Annotated in this window: 20 protein-coding genes; 9 read left to right on the top strand and 11 right to left on the bottom strand. The window is 40.2% G+C overall.

All coding sequences use genetic code 11. The annotated features are described in order from the left end of the window. Nucleotides 1-11 precede the first annotated feature (11 nt). Nucleotides 12-299, bottom strand: coding sequence for an FtsB family cell division protein (locus FKZ43_RS01825; protein WP_140944171.1), 288 nt, complete (start codon nt 297-299; stop codon nt 12-14). Between the two features lie 119 nt (nt 300-418). On the opposite strand from FKZ43_RS01825, the gene FKZ43_RS01830 reads away from it, so the two are divergent. Together FKZ43_RS01830 and FKZ43_RS11640 are read left to right on the top strand one after the other, a co-directional pair. After that, nucleotides 419-1,969: a sodium-dependent transporter gene (locus tag FKZ43_RS01830; protein WP_140944172.1), complete on the top strand. Its 1,551-nt coding sequence runs from the start codon at nt 419-421 to the stop codon at nt 1,967-1,969. A 5-nt stretch (nt 1,970-1,974) separates the two neighbouring features. Continuing rightward, entirely contained in the window at nt 1,975-2,106 is a 132-nt protein-coding gene (locus tag FKZ43_RS11640) for a hypothetical protein (protein ID WP_268904355.1), read from the top strand. Nucleotides 2,107-2,142: 36 nt separating this feature from the next. Here FKZ43_RS11640 and FKZ43_RS01835 read toward each other — a convergent pair whose 3' ends face one another. Together FKZ43_RS01835 and FKZ43_RS01840 are read right to left on the bottom strand one after the other, a co-directional pair. Further along, complete coding sequence (locus FKZ43_RS01835; RefSeq protein WP_235894661.1) at nt 2,143-4,941, bottom strand: T9SS type A sorting domain-containing protein; 2,799 nt, start codon at nt 4,939-4,941, stop codon at nt 2,143-2,145. 24 nt (nt 4,942-4,965) lie between these two features. Then, the gene (locus FKZ43_RS01840) at nt 4,966-5,385 is read right to left on the bottom strand and encodes a hypothetical protein (RefSeq protein ID WP_140944173.1); all 420 of its coding nucleotides are present in this window, start codon (nt 5,383-5,385) and stop codon (nt 4,966-4,968) included. A 164-nt stretch (nt 5,386-5,549) separates the two neighbouring features. Here FKZ43_RS01840 and FKZ43_RS01845 point away from each other — a divergent pair, with 164 nt between their 5' ends. The 7 genes from FKZ43_RS01845 to FKZ43_RS01875 are packed head-to-tail and all read left to right on the top strand — an operon-like array spanning nt 5,550 to nt 12,036. Continuing rightward, nucleotides 5,550-6,749, top strand: coding sequence for an alanyl-tRNA editing protein (locus FKZ43_RS01845; protein WP_140944174.1), 1,200 nt, complete (start codon nt 5,550-5,552; stop codon nt 6,747-6,749). Between the two features lie 3 nt (nt 6,750-6,752). Continuing rightward, the gene (locus FKZ43_RS01850) at nt 6,753-7,043 is read left to right on the top strand and encodes an acylphosphatase (protein WP_140944175.1); all 291 of its coding nucleotides are present in this window, start codon (nt 6,753-6,755) and stop codon (nt 7,041-7,043) included. Then, the gene (gene ispF / locus FKZ43_RS01855; protein WP_140944176.1) at nt 7,039-7,548 is read left to right on the top strand and encodes a 2-C-methyl-D-erythritol 2,4-cyclodiphosphate synthase; all 510 of its coding nucleotides are present in this window, start codon (nt 7,039-7,041) and stop codon (nt 7,546-7,548) included. Before FKZ43_RS01850 ends, ispF begins: the two co-directional genes overlap by 5 nt. Beyond that, nucleotides 7,526-8,134: a DedA family protein gene (locus FKZ43_RS01860; RefSeq protein ID WP_140944177.1), complete on the top strand. Its 609-nt coding sequence runs from the start codon at nt 7,526-7,528 to the stop codon at nt 8,132-8,134. Before ispF ends, FKZ43_RS01860 begins: the two co-directional genes overlap by 23 nt. Nucleotides 8,135-8,137: 3 nt before the next feature. Then, on the top strand, nt 8,138-8,725 hold the full coding sequence (locus FKZ43_RS01865; protein WP_140944178.1) for a phosphatase PAP2 family protein: 588 nt from the start codon (nt 8,138-8,140) through the stop codon (nt 8,723-8,725). Beyond that, the gene (gene lnt, locus FKZ43_RS01870; RefSeq protein WP_140944179.1) at nt 8,706-10,313 is read left to right on the top strand and encodes an apolipoprotein N-acyltransferase; all 1,608 of its coding nucleotides are present in this window, start codon (nt 8,706-8,708) and stop codon (nt 10,311-10,313) included. The genes FKZ43_RS01865 and lnt overlap by 20 nt, the downstream gene beginning before the upstream one ends. Beyond that, nucleotides 10,306-12,036, top strand: coding sequence for a DUF885 domain-containing protein (locus FKZ43_RS01875; RefSeq protein WP_140944180.1), 1,731 nt, complete (start codon nt 10,306-10,308; stop codon nt 12,034-12,036). The genes lnt and FKZ43_RS01875 overlap by 8 nt, the downstream gene beginning before the upstream one ends. On the opposite strand, the gene FKZ43_RS01880 is transcribed toward FKZ43_RS01875, so the two are convergent. From FKZ43_RS01880 to FKZ43_RS01915, 8 genes are all read right to left on the bottom strand, one after another. Beyond that, the gene (locus tag FKZ43_RS01880; protein ID WP_140944181.1) at nt 11,986-12,753 is read right to left on the bottom strand and encodes an SIR2 family NAD-dependent protein deacylase; all 768 of its coding nucleotides are present in this window, start codon (nt 12,751-12,753) and stop codon (nt 11,986-11,988) included. The genes FKZ43_RS01875 and FKZ43_RS01880 overlap by 51 nt on opposite strands. Nucleotides 12,754-12,833: 80 nt before the next feature. Continuing rightward, a complete protein-coding gene (locus FKZ43_RS01885) occupies nt 12,834-13,202 on the bottom strand; it encodes a sigma-54-dependent transcriptional regulator (protein ID WP_140944182.1) in 369 nt (122 codons plus the stop codon). Between the two features lie 30 nt (nt 13,203-13,232). After that, nucleotides 13,233-14,609, bottom strand: coding sequence for an Ig-like domain-containing protein (locus FKZ43_RS01890; RefSeq protein ID WP_140944183.1), 1,377 nt, complete (start codon nt 14,607-14,609; stop codon nt 13,233-13,235). 15 nt (nt 14,610-14,624) lie between these two features. Further along, the gene (locus tag FKZ43_RS01895; RefSeq protein ID WP_140944184.1) at nt 14,625-15,851 is read right to left on the bottom strand and encodes a type II secretion system protein GspD; all 1,227 of its coding nucleotides are present in this window, start codon (nt 15,849-15,851) and stop codon (nt 14,625-14,627) included. A gap of 12 nt (nt 15,852-15,863) precedes the next feature. After that, entirely contained in the window at nt 15,864-16,745 is an 882-nt protein-coding gene (locus FKZ43_RS01900; RefSeq protein WP_140944185.1) for a hypothetical protein, read from the bottom strand. 14 nt (nt 16,746-16,759) lie between these two features. After that, the gene (locus tag FKZ43_RS01905) at nt 16,760-18,379 is read right to left on the bottom strand and encodes a PilN domain-containing protein (RefSeq protein ID WP_140944186.1); all 1,620 of its coding nucleotides are present in this window, start codon (nt 18,377-18,379) and stop codon (nt 16,760-16,762) included. 29 nt (nt 18,380-18,408) lie between these two features. Beyond that, nucleotides 18,409-19,647 carry a type IV pilus twitching motility protein PilT gene (locus FKZ43_RS01910; protein WP_235894662.1) on the bottom strand — a complete coding sequence of 413 codons (1,239 nt, stop codon included), beginning with the start codon at nt 19,645-19,647 and terminating at the stop codon, nt 18,409-18,411. A gap of 26 nt (nt 19,648-19,673) precedes the next feature. Continuing rightward, nucleotides 19,674-21,053 (bottom strand): hypothetical protein, encoded by a 1,380-nt coding sequence (locus FKZ43_RS01915; protein WP_140944188.1) that lies wholly within the window; start codon nt 21,051-21,053, stop codon nt 19,674-19,676. Nucleotides 21,054-21,060: the final 7 nt, after the last annotated feature.

Genomic DNA, 21,060 nt, shown 5'->3' on the forward strand with positions numbered 1-21,060 from the left:
GATTTCATAAGTTACTTTTCTTTTATCCTAAAAATTTCTTCACCCTCTTTCACCATCCCATATTTCTCGCGAGCTATTTTCTCAATGGCTTTTGGATTTGTCTCTAACTCGTGGATTTTTTTTCTAAGTTGCTCATTTTGCATCTGGAGCAACTCAATTTCCTTTTTCAACTTTCTGCTTTCAAATTCAAGTTTAATTCTCTGAACAAGACCCTTTTTCGCAAAGAGAAGATAAAAGACCAGCGCGAGAATAACAGCACTAAAAAACAGGTTGGCGGGATTTGAAAAAAATCGCCTCATCTAAAAACAATTAATTGTTTTCATCTGCGTTGAAGTTATAAAATTCGCTTGAAAATTTCAATTAAAGTTCTTATCATTTGATTAAATTTTGTTCTTTAAAAACAAAACAAGGAGGTCTAATGGCGAAAAGAGAACGCTGGGGAACTAGAATTGGACTTATCCTTGCGATGGCTGGAAATGCTGTTGGACTCGGGAACTTTCTCCGATTTCCAGTTCAAGCTGCACAAAATGGCGGTGGCGCCTTTATGATACCATATTTTACCGCTTTCCTTTTGCTCGGAATCCCATTGATGTGGGTTGAATGGGCTGTCGGAAGATACGGCGGAAAATTCGGACACGGAAGCGCACCGGGAATGTTTGACGCAATGTGGAAAGCCCCAATATCAAAATATCTCGGTTCAATTGGACTCTTTATATCAACCGTCATAATGGTTTATTACACATACATTGAATCCTGGACCCTCGCTTTCAGCTTCTTTTCTATTACAAAAGCATACTTCGGTGAAACAACATTTGAAGCGATGGGTAGCTTCTTGAGAAGTTATCAGGGAATAGAGAAAAATTATTTCCAAAGCATTTTACCAGCTTATCTTTTTATGTGCTTTACGCTTTTGATTAACTTTTCTATACTCTATCGCGGGATTTCACGCGGGATAGAACTTTTAGCGAAAATAGCAATGCCAACACTTTTTCTGTTTGCGATAATCCTTGTTATAAGGGTTGTAACGCTTGGAACACCCGACCCAGTTAATTATCCTGATCGGAGCGTTGAAAGTGGTTTTGCCTTCATTTGGAATCCCGATTTTTCAAAACTTGGAGATGCGAAAATTTGGCTCGCTGCTGCAGGTCAAATCTTTTTCACCCTGAGCGTCGGAATGGGAACACTTCAAGCATATGCGAGTTATCTTAGGGAAAGCGATGATATTGCTTTGAGTGGACTTTCAACTGCTGCAACAAATGAATTTGTTGAAATAATCCTTGGTGCAAGCATTGCAATTCCAGTTGCTGCTGCTTTCTTTGGAATTGAAACAACCCAGGAAATTGCAAAGGGAGGGGCTTTCAACCTTGGCTTCGTCTCAATGCCGATAATCTTCCAAAAACTTCCTTTCGGTGAATTCTTCGGTTTCCTCTGGTTCTTACTCCTTTTCTTTGCAGGGATAACATCATCGGTTGCAATGGCTCAACCCCTGATCGCCTTCTTAAAAGAAGAGTTCGGAATATCCCATGGTAGAGCAACCGCAATAATTGGATTCAGTGTCTTTATATGCATACAATTTGTTGTCTTTTTCCTCAAGCATGGCTTCCTTGATGAGATGGACTACTGGGCTGGGACATTTGGGCTTGTGATATTTGCTTTGTTTGAAATAATAATTTTCGCCTGGATTTTTGGAATGAAAAAGGGATGGGCTGAAATTGTAAAGGGTGCTGACATAAAAGTCCCCAAAATTTTCTACTACATCATAAAATATATCACTCCGCTTTACCTTCTTTTCATAATGGTAAACTGGCTCATTCAAGATGCAATTCCAACATTATTGATGAAAGGCGTTAACCCGGAAGATGTGCCTTATAGATGGGGAGCAAGGGTCTTGATGCTTTTGATTTTCCTTGCTATAGTTTTAATGGTCAGAGCAGCTTGGAAAAACCATGAAAAAACAAAAATCGGATAAAAACAATGAAATTTACAACCGAGGGAATCATTTTCATGACGCTCGCTTGGGGAGTTGTCATAACTTTGACAATTTATTGTTTTTCCAAGGTTTTGAAGACAAAGACAAGATATGATAACAACGAAAATGACGAATAAACTAAAAAAGCCCGGGCTAAAACCCGGGCTTTGTCTTTATTTGAGCAACATCATCTTTCTTGTCTGCACAAACTTACCCGCCTTCATCACATAGAAGTAAACACCAGATGAAACAAACGCACCATTTCTATCCGTCCCATTCCAGCGAACTTTATACTTCCCGGGTTGCAATGTCTCATTTATAAGCGTTGCAACTTCTCTGCCGAGAACATCATAAATTTTTATCTCAACATTAGAAACTATCGGGATTGAAAATTCAATATCTGTTGAAGGATTGAACGGGTTAGGATAGTTCTGTGCGAGATAGAACTCCTTTGGTATTTCATCTGTTGCGATCCGAACCTTGGTTGGCTTCGGTGCTTCGCGTATTTCAATTGCATCAGCTCTTATGACAAAACTATCAACCTTTGCTCTATTCACAAGCGAATCAGCATAGTAAGCATTCACAAGCGCTGTATCGTTTTCAAGTCGGATGTAACCAAAAATCGCTGTCTGTTTTGAACCCATTGTGAAGTCGCGTCCACCACGCCTAAATTGGAATCTGCCAAGGTAAATTCTTTCAACGCCATTTTGACTGACAATTACTGTTTCGGGTTGAGCCCCACCTTGCTGATAGATTAAATATCTCGCCCTTGGCGTTGAATTCGTCGCAGCAAGTCCAGTCCTAGCATAAACATCAAAGCTATCAACCTCCAAACCACCCTCCCTCAATGGAATAAATGGATACCACTCAGCAAAGGCGTTCGGGGCACCATAAATATAAGCAAGTAATCTTGAATTGTTCATACCGCTTCCAACAATCCTGTTCCACTTATCATATGTCGTGTCAAGAGGTGGATAAACATAATCAACGATGCTGGGCTGTGCATAAAATTCACCCTCAACATCATTATCAGCGTAAATTAGCGTTCCCCTGCCTGTTCCAGTGAACCTAATCGTAAGGACGCTATCAAACTTTGAATTTGAAACAATGAAAAGCGTATCAACATATGTCTTCATATCCCGAGGCGCAAACTCAACGACAAGGTTAAACTTACCATTTATCGCCGGAAGCTCAAGCGGTAACCTCGGCATGTTTATTATCTTGAAAATGCCCGTCGTGTCATTAAAACGAATTTCATAAATCCAGAGCGACTTTTCACCATTACTTCCTATCGTTATCGTCTGCCTATAATTCCCAACTATCTCCCTCTCCAACGGGTCAATTGAAACCTCACCAAAGCTAAAACTCCGCGAAACAACAGTGATCTGCGGATGTGTCGGGACTTTCCTAACCCTTAATAGATCAGTTCTGAGAAAGTTACCTGATGCTTGACCAGGATTGCTGAAAATTACCTTTGTCGGTCCGCCTGGGTTTAATTTGAAGGTGTATCCAGGTCCACCTATTTGTGCCCATACAAGGGCAGTTGTTATCTGACGTTCATTAAATCCAGTAACCCTTTGGGTATCGGCAAAAAATGGAGTTATAACATCAATCTGCGCAGCTGTAGCTGCATTAGGCGAGCCAGCAGGTCCACTATACTCAAGTATATAGTCACCACCAAGTGTATCCGGAATCACAAACTGATAAAGTGCTTGAGGAATCTCCGCCGTTCCAGTGTAAACTCTACTATATCTGTTGCCTCCAGGGATAGGGAATGGATAAGTGCTTGCGACTGAATTAAGCCATCCAGTCGGTGTCTCCTGGTATAAAACTTGGTCTCCGCCCGGGGCTCTCCAATGTGGTTCTGTCCCATCGCTTGCGTTCATAATGAAGTTATAGTTCAATCCCTGACCGACAACATGAAGATAAGCAACTGGTTCTTCAGGATCGTCGCTTTCAATGGCAAGTGAATCTACAACAAACTCCTCCTGATAAGGTCTGAAAACAACTGTTAGGTCATAATAACTTCCAGGTTGTATCCTTATCGGCATCGGGTCTTCAGTGTAAAATCTTCCCGTATGTCCATAAACATTATAAATCGTCAAAACACTATCACCAAGATTAAACAGCCGAACTTTCTTTTCTGCTGTCTCACCGATTGTCACCTCCGGGAACACTTCGCCAACTCTGTAAAGCCCGAAGTGATCTGCGTTTGGTCTTGTAGAATCAGGCGTTGTCGTCTCCCATGGGTTTCCTTTCATCCTGCGACCGAATTCAAGATCGCGAGGAAGATCGCTTCTCAGAACTCTTACAGCATCAACCCTCAAAAACGCTGGCGTTAAAGTATCGGCTCCAATTGTTACGATCACTGGTGCTCCTGCATTTAATCTTAAAATCGTAAGTGGATACCAAGAACCATCAGCGCCACTTTGAGTTGGATTCCACAAACCAGCAGACTGTAAAGTTGGCAATCCAGCACCATTTAGCATTTGGTTATGCCTTAAAGAATCAGCATATACACCTTCACCAAATCTTTCAACCGTAACATAACAATTTGGAGACGCATTGCCACTTTGTTGCAAATAGTAATAAAGGATGTAGTAATCGTCTTTGTCAAGGATGTTGTTCTGCGTTTGTGTTGGGATATTGAAGATATACCGTGCCCAAGCACCCGATGGGCTTCCAGCTGTGTAAGGTGTTCGCCTGTGGTCTGGACCAACATTTGCAGATCCAGTATTTGTAAACCAACCTGGACCTGGCTGACCGCTTGCGACTGTATTCGGCTCTTTCTCGTAGTAACCATCCGTTGAATCACGATCAACCTCCCAATTGGCTGATGTTCCAGCTAAATTCGGCGTGTTATCTACTGTGAACCACTTATACTTTGCTGTATCAAGCGGTGCCCATTGTGCCAATCCCCTGCCAGACATAAAGAGCAGGAGAACCACTAATATAAGTGTAATTTTCCTCATAACTGATCACCCTTAATTTTGTTTTTATTTACGGTAAAGAGTTAAACGAATTATCCCGGGCTTGCCGAGAAATCTGTCAAGCCCAACTGGGATAACCTTGTAATACACCCAGATGCTATCCTCAACAAATTTTGGTATCGTTGAATCGGAATAAGCTGGAACTTTCACCGGTGGTTGAAGGAAAGAATAATTCCCACCGGCTGTATCCCTCAAAGCCCTGTAGACCTCCCACTCCCTTAAATTTCCATTATCGTCATAACTCCATCTTAATTGAACAAGAATTTTCCCTGTTCTCGTCGTATCAACTGAAGCACTTAAATTTTTAACTTCTGGAACCCTATTAAAATGAGTCGGGGTGGGCAGGTCGCGTGGCTTATCACAGCTATAAAACAGCAAGATCGGGAATAGAAGCAGATTAACAATTCTGAGGGATTTGCAAAGCATCCAGACGAAATTTTTGTTTTGTCCTCGCAAGCAAGTTACTTTTTCAATTTTAAAAAAGCAAGCATTTTCAACAGAAAAAATAGCATTTTAAAAAATTCCCTTTTTGAAAATCAAACCCGCTATGCGTAAATTAATTTCGTATATCAAACAAATCAAAGCCGAAAATGACTGAGCGACTTTATTACACCGACAGTTACACAACAAAGTTTAAAGCCAAAGTCGTTGATATAAAAAATGTAAACGGGAAAATTGCTCTCCTCCTTGATAAGACCTACTTTTACCCCACATCTGGCGGTCAAGAACACGACACTGGATATATAAACACCGCGAAGGTGGTTGATGTTCTTCTTTCTGAAGATGAAGAGGTTCTTCACATAATTGAAGGTGAAATATCAACCGGAGAGGTTGAGTGCACAATTGATTGGGAGCGAAGGTTTTCAAACATGCAACAGCACACAGGGCAACACATACTTTCAAGGGCATTTGAAATTTTGTTTAGTTGCGAAACCGTTTCCTCACGACTCGGTGATGATATTGGAACGATTGACCTTGACGCTGTAGATCTAAATTACGATAAAATCCACGAAGTAGAGGAACTTTCAAATAAAATCGTTTGGGAAAACAGAGAGGTTAAAATTCACTTGATCAACGCTTCTGAAGTATCAAAATTTCCGCTTAGGAAACCACCAAAAGTATCCGGAACGATAAGGATAATTGAAGTTAAGGATTTTGACTTTTCACCCTGCGGTGGGACCCATGTATCAAGGACTGGGGAAATCGGTCTGATAAAAATAAGGCGATGGGAAAGAGTTAAGGGAGGACTTACACGGGTTGAATTCGTCTGCGGAATCAGAGCTTTAAGGGATTTTCAAAACAAAAATAAAATCTCAAATGAATTGGTTTCAATTTTAAGCGTCCCTGAAGTGGAACTCCCAGCTCAAGTCAACAAGATTCTTGATCTACAAAAAGAAAAACAGAAGTTGATAAACTCTTTGACCGAGAGAATAATTGATTTTGAAGCCGAGAAACTGCTCCAAAGTTCAGAAAAGATAAACGGAATAAATTTTGTGATCGCAAAATTTGAGAACAGATCTGTTAACGAGTTGAAAATTTTTGCAAGGAAATTTTTAAACCTGCCAAACACTGTTTCTATCCTTGGTTCAAAAACTGATGGAGCAAATGTAATTATGACAAGGTCACCTGAAGTTGAAATTGACTTAAGAGAGATTTTGAAAGAGGTTTTATCTGTAACTGAAGGAAGAGGTGGGGGGAAAGCGGACTTTGTGCAATGTGGTGGCTCAGCTGAAAATTTTGAAAAAATGTTTGACATAAGCGTTGAAAAATTGAAAACAAAGATTTCCTAAACTATGCCCGGGGATTATATCTGTGCTCATATCATAGTAAAAGGACTTGTTCAAGGTGTTGGCTTTAGATGGTTCGTCCAAAAACACGCAAATCATCTCGGTTTAAACGGCTGGGTCAGAAACCTATCAAACGGTGATGTTGAAATTGAAGTTGAAGGAGAACGCTCGCTCGTTGAAGAACTTATAAAACTTGTCAAAGTCGGACCAAGATACGCCCAAGTTGAAGATGTCCAAATAAACTGGAAACCATACGAGGGCAAATACAAATCATTTGAAATAAAAGGTTGGTATTGAATTGAAGGTTGGCATCGGTTATGACATACATCCGCTTGTGAAGGGAAGAAAACTTTATATCGGTGGGGTTGAAATCCCCTCAGAAAAGGGCTCGCTTGGACATTCCGACGGCGATGTCTTGATACACGCTATTTGCGATGCATTGCTTGGAGCAATGGGCACTGGAAATATTGGAGAACTTTTTCCCGACACCGATGAAAAATTTAAAGACGCAAAAAGTGAAATCTTTTTAAAACAAGTCAAAAAAATTCTTGATGAAAATAACTTTGAAATCTTGAACATTGACTCAACCGTCATACTTGAAGATGTCAAGCTCTCGCCTTTCGTCAAAGAGATAAAGGGAAGATTAAGCGAGATACTTGAAATTCAACCCGATAAAATTTCCATCAAGCCGAAAAGAAATGAAAAGTTTGATTCGCTTGGAAGAGGTGAGGCGATCGCTTGCTTTGCCATCGTCTTGATAAAACCAAAGGGAGATTTAAATGGAGATAAAAGAAATTCTTGACCTCGTCTTGAGGGTTGATAATATCTGGATTTACGCTTTGATTTTCTTCTTCGCATACATTGAAAACATCTTCCCACCGTCACCGAGCGATGTCGTGATCGTTTTTTGCGCTTCCCTTTCAGGGCTTGGCAAAACCGATTTCACACTCACGCTTATATCCGCAGTCGTTGGAAGCACATTGGGATTTATGACGATGTATTTCATCGGAGATAAATTTGGGGACGAAATAATTGAAAAGGGGAAGATAAAGTTTATAAATCCAGCCAATGTCAAAAAAGTTGAAAAACTTTTCTCAAAGTTTGGGTATTTCTTGATCATCATAAATAGATTCCTCGCCGGGACGAGAGCATTCGTTGCCTTCTTTGCTGGGCTTGGTGAATTTGACCCGAAAAAATCAATCCTGCTTTCACTCATCAGCGCTTTGATTTGGTATTCAATACTTGTAACAGCAGGGAAAATGCTCGGGGAGAATTGGGAAATAATTGCAAATATCATTTCAAGCTACAGCAAAATCATAACGATCACCCTAACATTGCTTTTGATATTTTACATTGCTAGAAATTTTTTAAAAAGCAAAAAGAGATGAAACTTGCTTCAAGAGATAATCAAACTTGACAAAGGTATTTTCTACCTTCTCAACGGTCAGATTTCAAATCCCGTCCTTGATGTGATCATGCCATTTGTGACGAGCGATTTCAATTTAAGAGTTTTTCTTGTCATTTTATGGCTATATTTCATCTTTTTTGGTGGCAGAAAAGGGAGAACCCTTGCGTTGCTTTTGATACCTGCAGTTGCCTTGAGCGATATTTTAAGCAGTCATATAATTAAACCACTTATCGGAAGGATAAGACCTTGTCATGAGCTTGAAGGGGTGCGTTTACTTGTCGGATGCGGAAGTGGGCTATCGTTCCCATCAAGCCATGCGGTGAACAGCTTCACAACGGCGACGCTTATCTCAAAATTTTACCGAAATCTTCGCATCTATCTCTTTTCGCTTGCTTCGCTTATCGCTTTTTCAAGAATTTATGTCGGCGTCCATTATCCGTTAGATGTAATATCCGGGGCTATAATCGGGCTTGGGGTTGGAATTTTAATTACATCACTCTGGAACACAGTTGAAAATTATGTCTGGCGAAAACAAAAATTGAACTCAAAAAGTGAGAAAAATTTTAAATGAAAAATTCCTCCTTGCACTCACCGGAGCTGTTTTACTTTCGGCTTCCTTTCCACCATTGAAGTTTGGATTCCTCGCAACTGCTGGTTTCGTCCCAATTTTTTTTCTGATTGACAAAATTGAGAACTACAAACAACTTTTTCGCTATTCATATATCTTCTTCTTCTTTTTTAATCTTTTTACACTCTACTGGGTAGGCGGATGGTCAAAAGAAGCAGACCCATTCCTCATGGTCGGTTGCGTCCTGTTGATTTTAATTCACCCCATTTTGTTCTTCCTCCCAATATGGTTTTATATGTTCATCAAAAGAAATCTTGGCAAAAATTTTCATCTGTTAACTTTTCCGTTCGTCTATGTTCTATTTGAGTATTTTAGGTCAACGACGGAACTCGCTTTCCCATGGCTTACGCTCGGAAATACACAGACATATTACATTGAAAAAATTCAATTCATTGAGTTCACAGGCGTCTACGGACTCTCGTTTCTCCTTCTTATCGTCAATATCCTTTTCTATCTTTCGCTTAAAAAACTGCGCTTCAAATACTTTCTACTTGCTGTTTTAATCTACATACTGCCCAATTTTTACGGTGCTCTTGTTCTGAAAAATTCAGAAACAAAAAGTTTTAAGAAAATAAAAGTCGGTTTGATCCAGCCCAACATAAATCCTTGGTTGAAATGGGAGGGGACTTTATCCGAGCAGATAGAACTTTATCTTGGGATGACGAATGAGATAATTAAAGAAAATCCAAATGTTGAGTTGATAGTTTATCCCGAAACCGCTATAACATATTTTTTCCTTCTACCACAATATCGCTACCATTTCAATTTTTTCAAAAGTGAAATTGATAGGCTAAATGTCGCTATTTTGACAGGGTTTCCCGATGCAAAATTTTATGACGATCCATCTCAAGCGCCACCAAGTAGTCATCTGATAAAGGAGACGGGACAAAGATATGACGCCTTTAACTCAATGGGACTTTTCCTCCCGAATTCGGATGAAGTTCAAAAATACGCGAAGATAATTCTTGTCCCCTTCGGGGAGCGATTACCTTATGCGGATACATTTCATTTTTTGATTGAACCGCTTCAATGGGGCGTTGGCATAAGCAACTGGGCAAAGGGAAAGGATACAACGATCTTTGAGATGAGGACAAGAAATGGAGAATTGATAAAATTTTCCGGGGTTGTTTGTTATGAATCAATCTATCCAAGTTTCATAAGAAAGTTCGTAAACAAAGGTGCTCAATTCCTCGTCGTCATAACAAACGATAGCTGGTATGGAAACACATCCGGACCTTATCAGCATTTCCAATACTCAATCTTGCGGGCGGTTGAAAATAGAAGAAGCGTTGTAAGATGCGCAAACGGCGGAATTTCTGGATTCATTGATCCATACGGCAGGGTTCAAAAGAAAACAAAATTTTATGAGAAAACCCAAATTGCTGACGAAATAAAACTTAACGATGAAAAAACCTTTTATACACTTTATGGCGATTTGATCGTCTATCTGTCGCTTTTAGTCGTTTCGCTGTCCTTTTTTACAGTTCTGTTCAAAAACTTCAAAACAAAGTCGGAGAACAAAAATGCTTAAAAATCTAATTTCACTCCTAATCCCCTTGTTAATTTTCGGTTGTGTAAACCAAAACCAGAATGAAAAATTTTCAAAACTCGTCCAAGAATTTATGGAAGATTACTTCAAGTTTCACCCCGTGACGGCAACTTGGGTCGGATATCACAAATATGACGGCTTGCTTGACGATTTATCAAACGATGCATTGAAGAGAAAAACCGAATGGCTTGAAAAAAATAAAGAAAAATTTTCAAACTTTGACCCGAAGAAACTTTCAAAAGATAACGAGATTGACCGCCGAATTTTGATCGAAAAAATTGATGAGATGCTTTTTGAACTAAAAGAGTTAAAAGAGCATGAATGGAATCCATTAATCTATAATTCAATCATCGGTGACGGTTTGATGTATCTTATAACGCAGGACTTTGCCCCTGCGGAGGACAGGTTGAAAAGCGCACTTGAAAGGGTCAAACAAATACCTCGCTTTATTGAGCAAGCGAAACTAAACTTAAAGGACGCACCACAAATTCACATTGAGACAGCGATAAAGCAAAACAAAGGAAATATCAACATCTTGCAAAATGATCTGATTAAGTTTGCCGAGTCGCTTAACATATCTAATGATTTAAAATCCGAACTTAAAAGAGCAAGTGAAAAAGCGATATCATCACTTGAAGATTTCGGAAGATGGCTTGAAGATGAGTTAAAACCAAGGTCAAAGAGGGATTTCCGCCTTGGGAAAGAACTTTACTACAAAAAGATGAAATACTACCTTAAAACCGATTTGACCCCGGATGAAATACTCTCGCTTGCTGAAAGCGAAAAGAACAAGACCCATGAGGAGATGTATCATATTGCTCTTGCACTTTACAAATACTATTATGGAAGAGAACCAAAGGGGAAAGATAAACTTGAGGTAATAAAATCTGTCCTTGACAAAATTGTGCTTGAGCATCCGAAACCAAGCGAGATAATGGAAAGGATAAAGATGGACTTAAATTACTTGACGCAATTTGTGAAGGAGAAGGACCTTTTAACGCTTGATGAAAGCAAACCACTTGTAGTGCGCGAGACGCCTGAATACCAACGGGGTGTTGCGGTCGCCTCGCTTGAAGCCCCAGGACCGCTTGAGAAAAATATGAAAACATTTTACAACGTCTCACCGATACCGGACGATTGGACGCCAGAGCAAGTTGAATCTTACCTTCGTGAGTATAACTATTATTCGCTTCTTGAGCTTAGCATCCACGAGGCAATTCCAGGGCATTATGTCCAGCTTTACTATTCAAACCGTTGCCCGTCAATCGTAAGAAGTGTTTTCTGGAGCGGGACTATGGTTGAAGGATGGGCTGTCTATGCAGAAAGATTGATGATTGAAAATGGAATTTTAAACAATGACCCGAAGATGAAACTCATTCACTTAAAATGGTATCTCAGAGTTATAATTAATGCTATACTTGATCATAAAATTCACGCTGGAAATATGACACAGGAAGAAGCAATTGAACTTATGACCCGGGAGGGATTTCAAGAGAGAGCCGAAGCCGAGGGCAAATGGAGAAGAGCATGTTTGACATCAGCTCAACTTTCAAGTTATTTTACGGGCTTCCAAGAGATAATGAAATTAAGGGAGGAATATATGAAGCTGAAAGGGGAAAAGTTTAACATAAAAGAGTTCAATGAAAAACTTCTATCACACGGTTCTCCACCTGTTAAGTATCTTCGTGAAATTTTGCTCTTTTAACTTTTCAACTAACTTCGGCAAAACTTCGCCAGATTTACCGATTATAACTTCATCCATAAACCAGGATAGTTCCGTTCGCTCTATGTTAATTTCAACCGTGTAAGCACCGTTCATTTTCGCAATCTGTGGGAGTGAGGCAGCTGGATAAACGACACCAGATGTCCCAACTGAAAAAAATACATCGCAATTTGAAGCTGCTTCTTCTGCTTCTTCCCAAGCTCCGATGGGAAGCATCTCACCAAACCATACAACATCCGGTCTTATCAAACCACCACATTCACATTTTGGGACTTTCATCTCAAGGGCAAGATTGACATCATCATACCTTTTGCCACATTTTATGCAATAATTTTTCTCAATGTTCCCGTGAAGTTCAATTATATTTTTATTCCCTGCCCTTCGGTGAAGGTTGTCAACATTTTGAGTTATAAGCGTAAAATTAGGGAAAAGATTTTCAAGTTCAACAAGTGCATAATGCCCTGGGTTCGGCTTAACCTCTTGAATTAACTTTCTTCGGTAATTATACCATTCCCAAACAAGTTCTGGATTTTTGATGAAGGCATCAAAAGTTGCAAGTTCCTCAGGTTTGAATTTTTTCCACAGACCTTCATTTCCTCTGAAAGTTGGAACACCACTTTCAGCTGAAATTCCAGCCCCCGTCAAAACGACGACATGCTCTGCGTTTTTTAACCTTTGAAATAATTTTTCCGAGAACATTTTTTGAGTTTCCTTTTTTTAAACAAAAGCCGACCACCGAAATGGGGTCGGTATATCAATTTGGCAAATAAGTCATGAAACTATTTCCCAAGAGCGCGGTTGATTGAAGTTAAAATGTCTTCAAGGTCATACGGCTTGCTGACGAAATCAGAAGCACCAAGTTTAAGGGCTTCAATTGCATTTTTAACATCGGCATAAGCTGTAAGCATTATGACCTTTATCTCGGGCTTGTTCTGCTTTATGAATTTTAACACCTCAAAACCATCAACTCTTGGCATTTTGATGTCAAGGAGAACGACATCATAATCTTTTTGTTTTATCGCCTCAATAGCCTCATCTCCATCACCGGCTGTTTCAACCTCATAACCTTCAGCTGCAAGCTCAGTGCTTAACAAATATCTCAAAGCTTCTTCGTCATCAACGACAAGAACTCTTGATTTCTCAGCCATTTAGGATCGCCTCCATTTTTATTTAACTTTTTACCTTACCTTTCCAGATATATTGACCGTTGCCGAACCATTTGGACCCGAAGTAGAGATACGTATTAAAACTGGTCTTTCAACTATATCAGAGGTCGTGTCTTGAATCGCGAAGGAAAATCTCGTCCAGCTCCTATCTCTCGTATCCGGTAAGGTTATATCAAGGTCACCAAGCGCTCTTATGTCTTTCCCATCTATAGTAACCCTTATCGTCGTCCCACCAGCAAGCGGATTTCCATTTTGATCGCTGACAGTATAATTAAAAACTTGAGACCCAAGATTTGGTATATCAAAATTTGTCGGCTCAACCGTTATCTGCGGAATGCCAGAGAAAAGAACAATCGTTTCAGCTTTTATAGTCCTTTGATTCTCATCAGCAGTCGTCGCTGTTATAACAGCATAACCTGGACCAAGAACTGGGTGAACTGGCCTTGGCTCTGCGGAGATCAAATTAACACTTCCCTGTCCTTGTTCATTCGTCAACGCTGAACCTTCAATTATCCCGCCTGTAGTCGTGAAATATACGGCCGTTCCGGGTTTAACGGGATTTCCATATTTATCTCCAACATAAGCTGTTATTCTATTTCTCAAGCCGAAAACATTATATCCTGGGAAATTAAGCTTTTCAGGCGCAATGCTGAAGTGAGCTGAATCAGGAAGCCCTCCATGAATAACTATCACAACCGGAAGTGACTTTATCGTTTTAGACCCAACATTTGATTCAGCTACAACTTGAACGACACCGGCTTTTGTTCCGCTGACTATATTTGCAGTTACTCTTCCTTTTGCATCGGTTCTTGCTTTAGGCGGATAGATAAACTCCCCCCCGCCTGGACCAGAACCGATCTTAAAGCTTACTTCAACTGAGTGCGCAAGGTCAACCGGTCTTCCCGATGAATCCTGGACTTCAAAAATCATTTGTGCAGTTTCAACTGAGCCACTTCCTTTAACTCCGATATTTTTTGCCGTTTGAGAGATCAAAACTATGCTCGCAGCCTCACCGCTAGTCGGTGTTTCAGGCGCAGTTCGTTTTAAAAATAAACCAGGGACATTGACCGTTCTGCCCGGAACCGCAAGGACGACAACAGTATCTGGCTCGTATCCCTCCTTGAACGCAATGACATTAACATTGATTTCCGCTTCAACTTCAAAACTAACCCTGTATCTTCCAACCGAATCAGTGTAAGTAACAACCTGCGGTGTAATTCCCGTAACTTTGATGACGGCGCTATCAATCGGCCAGCCAGTTACTGATTCAAAAACGCTCCCACTTAAAATAACCGTTTTTTGCTGAGGGACTTCCGGTTCAACAGCTTTTTTCTTGCAACCCATCAAGACAAGAAAAAACAAGGAAATGTAAAGCACAAATTTTTTCATCAGAGAATTCAAAATTTATTTTGATTTCAATTGCCTTTTGTAATTTTCAAGCGCCTTTAAAAGTTCTTCACGCTTTTCTCTCAAAATTGATCTCTCACTTATTCTTTCAGCTCTTTCCTTCAACCTTTCAGCCAATGTCGGCAAAATTTCAGCTTTTAGCAAAATTATCAACTCCTTTTTAACTGTCGTTTTCACATCAAACCCAAACAAATATCTCAAACCGAAAAACCACCAAGGCAAATCCTTAAGTATCGGAACACCCTCACGCGTTTTCCTTTCCTCATTTATGTAAAGTCCACCAATTATCGTTTCCTCCCCATCAAGTAAAAGAACGGATGTCTGAGCCGATGACTTATTTATGATTATCTGACCAACCGCAACTTGCGCAGCGTTGCTTCTTTCTATGCTCAAGTTAAGGTTTATAAAATACACAGTGTCATATCTTATAACTTGAGGTTTAACTCTTATGATTGAACCAGTTGAAATAAATTGTGTGATAGCATTTCCAGCAAAATCTCTAACCGTTGTTGAAACATCGCTTCCAACTTGAATTTGACCCTCTTGCCCCGATCTTACTGTTATCCTCGGGTTTGCAACAACCTCGCCTATTTGCTGCGATTCAAGCGCCTTAAAAACTGCAACCAAACTCCCAAAATCAAGGTCCGGGCTGACATCAATTGTGAATAAACCTGACTTTCCTTCTGCAGCGGACATCGTGACACCTAAGTTAACGTCTTTACCACGAAAGAAATCCCAACTGAAACCATATTGCTTAAGTTTTGAGGCATCCGCTTCAAAAAATACAGCCGAAATCATAACTTCACGACTTTCAAATTCAACCTTTGCCTTCTCCTCCTCGGTTGGTGCGGTCGGAGCAACAGCAACTCCAGTAACCTCAGCAAGCGGAACAATCTTTATATAATCTGCATATTCCTCATACCAAAGTTTATTCGCCCTCAAAATCAACTCAAGAGCATCAAGCCAATGCATGCGATCAATATCAACCCCAATCGGGTTTGTCCTTGATTCAGGGTCAACTATAACCTTTCCAAGGAACTTTTTGCTTAAATCATTAAAAATCTGAAGCGCTTGATTAAATGGCATTGTCTTTGACATTGAAACAATCTCTTCTGGAGCAACATACGCCCTTCTTAACTCGCGCGGACGCCCTCCAATTTGTGAAAGAGCTAAACCCGTTAAAACTAAAAAAAGGAGTAAAAAGATACAGATTTTCCTTTCCATCTCACCTCTCTGTTATTTTTGTTGCTCAAATCTGAGTTTCAAGACGAACTTTTCTACTATCCCTGCTTTGTTAAGTGTGAATTCAACCTGATTCTTCTCAACATCAATTTTTGTGACATAACCCAGATAAACTTCATCCCCCTCCTTTAAAACATGGATTTTACCCGTATGGTCCGCTACAAAAGCTCTACCAGGAATGATCGCCTTAAGGTCAGCCCTCTCAACTTCAAGAAGCCCTCGTATATTAGGCGGTAAGTCACGATAAACATATGGAACAAATGGATTTTTCACCTCTTCAACTTGAACATCAGCCAAAGTCCTTTTTATCGCTGGCAAATCCTTTACATCCGCATAAAGAGCGTGAATTTCCATCTGAAACGGAACAACAATTTGAAATTGCTTCGTCTTTTCATCCCTCGTTTCAACGCCACGCAGATCAAAACGGCTTATCCTATAAATTTGCGGTCCCTTTTCAAGATACCAGATGAATTTATAAATGTTATCAAACGACGCCTCACCTTTTATATCGTAAATGTTATAAGCATACTTTTGCGCCTTCTTGCTTCCAATATAAAGCATATCAAACTTTACAAAACCTGCATAACTTAAAATTGAATTTAGATAAGAATAAGTCATTGCAGGTGTCACATCTGGAAGTATCTGCTTGTCAAGTTGAGCAAGCTTTTCCTGTTCCTCTTTTATCTGCTTTTGCAAGTTGTAAAGCTCAACCTGTAAACCAGCCATCGCGTTTATCTGTTGGTTAACCCTCTGCGTCTCCTCCTTAACCTGCTTTAACTTTTTGGGATATGAATAAACGATGAAATACGCACCAACTGCAAGTATTATTATCAGAAAACCCAAGAGTATAAGCGTATTCCTTGTTTTATACGGCATCTATAAATCCAAATTTATTTTTTCATCGGTTGCGCTTTTATCGGCTCTGGTTGAATTCTCGCTTTTATCTCAAAATTATAAACTGTCCTCCCTCTTATCTCCTGAACCTGAACCTGCATCAAAGTCGCATTTCCAATCGCGTTTGAAAACCTCGGTATTCTGTTCCTGTAAAGCGAATACCCTCTTATCGTTATATTATTCAAATCAACCGCGTTTATATCCGTGATCCAAATCCTTCCAACCCTTTGAGCTTCAGTTGCAACCTTGTTCAAAAAGTTGCTCCAAATATCTGTGTTAACCTTCATTGAGTCAAGGACGCCAAATGTTGATTTATAATAAGCGAGTTTTTGCCTCGCTAAATCAACCTGTTGTTGTATCGCTTGAAGTTCAGCGAGTTCGGACTTCTTCCTCTGCAATTCAATCTCGGCTTCTGTCAAAGTCCTGCTCAATTGAGCTATCCTTGTCGTTATCTGAAATGTAAGCGCTGGGATCAGAAGTAAGAAAAGCCAACCGAGGATACCGAGTTTAAAAACCTTTTGCCCTTCCCTTACCTCAAAGGGTGTCAGGTCAATTGAGTAAAGTTCTTTATTCTCTATCTCAAGCGTTCTCCAAGCTGAACCAATTGCAACAGCAACCCTTGGCAAACTTTCCCAAAGCAAGGGGTCAGCACCGTTTGGGGACAAATTCGGAAACTTTATATAATCAATGTTGACTTCTTCCGGAAACACCTGCTCAAGCAATTCTTTCACCCCAGCTGATTGTGCCTCACCAGCGAGAATTATGTTATTTATCAACGGCAAACCTAAACTGTCCTGCTCAAGCATTAATCTGCTGTAAATCGTATTGGCAATATTATACGAATCAACACCCTCACCTATCATTGGCGAGATGTGATAAAGCTCGTTCCCCTTCATAAAGATAAAACGGCTAAATTCATGTCCAACATAAATTATCACAGTGACAGCGTCCGGTGGGAATTTATAATTTAACTTGACAAGATTGACAAGCGAAAACTCCGGCGTTTCAACGAATGCTATCTTGGGTATTCGCCCCCCAATTGCCCCTTTTATACTTTCAAGCAGATCAATAAGTACAATTCTTGAATCCCTCACGATTGCAAGAACTGAACCATCTGGAAAGCCAAGATAATTTACCATATCTGGTTTTATTTCTCCGGTCGTTTTCCCCTTTGAAAGCTCCTCAATTATCTTAGCTTTAAGTTTTTCCTTTTTTAATCCCCAGTTCGTCTCAAAAAACGAATAATAGATGTATGGCTCTGGCGTTGATATGGCGAGTTTATATTTCCTTCTTGGATATCTGCTCAAAACACCCGCAAGTATTGACGCATTATCCTGTGCTCCCTTTCCCGTCTCCATAAAGAGCAAATCCGCCGATGCTGTTTCCGATGTTATATCTATTGGGGATTGATCAAATGCGGATGTCTGCTTCGTCTCCTCAAAAACTTGTGCTCCAGCGACAGCTGTCTCAAGCTTACTCGCAAGATTAACAATTTGCGCATCAACGAATTTAATTCTTTTCTTACCCACCCTAGCAAGACAAGCAACTTGTAAGGATACGCCATCAACAAATACACCTACAGCAAGTTTCCCAGAAAATCTCTTATTTTTTGCCATCGCTTTCTAAAAATTTCTGTTTTAAAATATCAAGCTGCTTGCAACAACTGCTGCATCCTTCTCTTGTTGTTCGCATAATTAATTGCCGTCTCAAGTGAAATCTTACGCTCCAGATAAAGCCGTCTTAAATCTTGCTCCATGGTTATCATCCCCAATTCCGCACCCTCTGCTATCATCTGATAAATTTCACCAGTGTTATTATTCTTTATCGCTGCTCTTATTGATGGTGTCATAACCATTACTTCCTTAGCAAGGACACGTTTCCCATCCAAGCTTGGAACAAGCTTTTGAGAGATAACGCATCTCAAAATGTCCGCTAAACGATTTCTAACTCTTTCTTGTTCTATCGGTGGCACTTCTCCAATTATCCTGTCTATGCTTTCAACCGCCGAGGATGTGTGAAGCGTTGACAAAACCTTATGACCGCTATCGGCAACTTCAAGCGCAGCCATAATCGTATCCGGGTCGCGCATCTCACCAATTATGATTATATCCGGGTCCTGGCGCAACGCCTCAATTGTTCCCTGCTTGAACGACATCGTGTCCCTCCCAACCTCCCTATGCCTTATAATACATCGCTTCGACTCGTGAACATATTCAACAGGTGACGCAATTATAATTATATGTCCGTCAACCGTCCGATTGTTAAGGTCAACAATTGCATCAAGCGTCGTGCTTTTACCAGACCCAGTTATACCTGTGACAAGAATTAAACCCTCCTTCGTATATTGCAAACTTAAAACTCGCGTCACATTCGGATGAAAACCATAACTCTCATAAGGTCTTATCTGCGTGCTTATCGCCCTCATGTTTAAAGCAAGGTCATCAAGATCAAAATAAGCATCCGCACGATAACGGAAAATCGTCCCACTGTCATCCTTAAATGTATATGAAAAGTCAAGGTTTCTGTTCTCATACAGATATTGCCTTTGTCTTTCCATTAACAAACTCTGTATAAGTATGTTAAACTCATCAATCTCATATGTCCCAAACTCTGGGATCGGTTTCTTTGCCCCGTGTATCCTCAACCAAACCATTTTCTTTGAACCCCACCCACCAAAATCTATATCCGAGGCTTCAACCTCACGCATCCTTAAAAGAAACATATTGATCAAATTCCTTAAAACAAGCTTTTGGCTTTCGCTCATCTTTTTTATCAACTCATCACCTATAAACATCTGCTTCTCAACGCTGAAAAGCGTAATCGGAATCTTTGACGCAAGCGAACTTAATAATTCTTTCGCCTCCTTAACAATTTGCGGATTCACAGGCATAGATCAAATCTTCTTAATTTTTATTCCCACCATGAAATTAACCTCAACTGCCTTATATCAGGGTAACTTACAAGTGGATAAAAAGGCGGTGCCTTCGTCCTAAAGCGCGGGTCGTATCTATACCTTTTGCTAAAGCCATTTTGAATTATACCACTTGCTCCCGAGAAATGTCCAACGGGTCCTCTTTGCTCTTGAACTATACTCCCCGTTAAATAAATCGCTCCTGACGGAGGTCTTTTATCCCAATTCTCAGCAATGAAAACCTTGTCGCTTGAACCACCATCCCATGCAAGTATAGCAGCTTGAATTACAACATCATTTTGATTCGGATCACTATCCGCAACTATCACATTCCCACCATTTGAAATAAGCCCAAGAAAATCATCAGAATTCGGGTTGACATTTGGATCCTGTGCATATTTTAAATCATCCCATATTCTTATGTCTCTATCCGCAAGAATTGTAAGCTGACCATCTATTGTCCCTTCAACCACAACATCACCTTTCACCCATACGACACCAGTTGAACTGATGTTATTAACATTTAATGTTTCTGGACCGGCAGATGTAAATTGCGGAACCTTGCGTGTCCTTCCATATGAACCGCTTCCTATCGTTTGATTCTGATAGCTTTGGACATATCGTCTTATAACCTTACCATTCGGTAAAAATTTGAAGTAAACCCCAACTGCGCCAGCAGAGCTTGGGTCATACACCCCGCCCCCATTTATCGCTGCTGTTTTTGTCCTTGTCATATCAACAGGTATTTCAGCCCTTATGCCAACTTCCCAACCCCCGTAAAACTTTGCCTTATTTCTTGAAGATGTCGGAGCCGGGTTAATTCCAGAATAAGCTGTAACTTTATCATAAAAAACAGGCGTCCCATAAGTATGAAGCGTTGAATTCGTATGAACAGGACCCCAAACGGTATCACCATTTATCCAATAGACAGGTGCACCATTGAAAAATTCAGTCCCAGTAAACCAGAAATATTTTGACGCAGGCGTTACAGGACCGCTTGAATATTGAAAATATGCGAAAGCTGAATCCTCCAATCTATACGGTCTTTTATACTTGGCATAATATGTATCAACGAAAGCATATCCCCAAGCCTTAACACTTAACTTAACAATTGAATCAGGAACAACCGGGAAAACTCTAACAACAGCGGTGCAGTTGTTCATAACGACATTGAAAGTTGTATTCGTCACCGTATCTTTCCAAACCTTGTTCACACCAATGTTCATAGCACTTACAGCTGTCTCGTGAACCAATGTTTTAGCATAGTAATAGTTAAAGCTATCCGAAGCGGACATAACTGCTCGCGCCATTCTCAATTGATAAATAGAAAAAGCAGTTATAAAACCGATCAAAATCAAAAGAGATGATTTCCCAAACATAGAACAA

The organism is Candidatus Thermokryptus mobilis (genome assembly GCF_900070205.1).
GTDB classification, from domain to species: Bacteria; Bacteroidota; Ignavibacteria; order Kryptoniales; family Kryptoniaceae; genus Kryptonium; species Kryptonium mobile.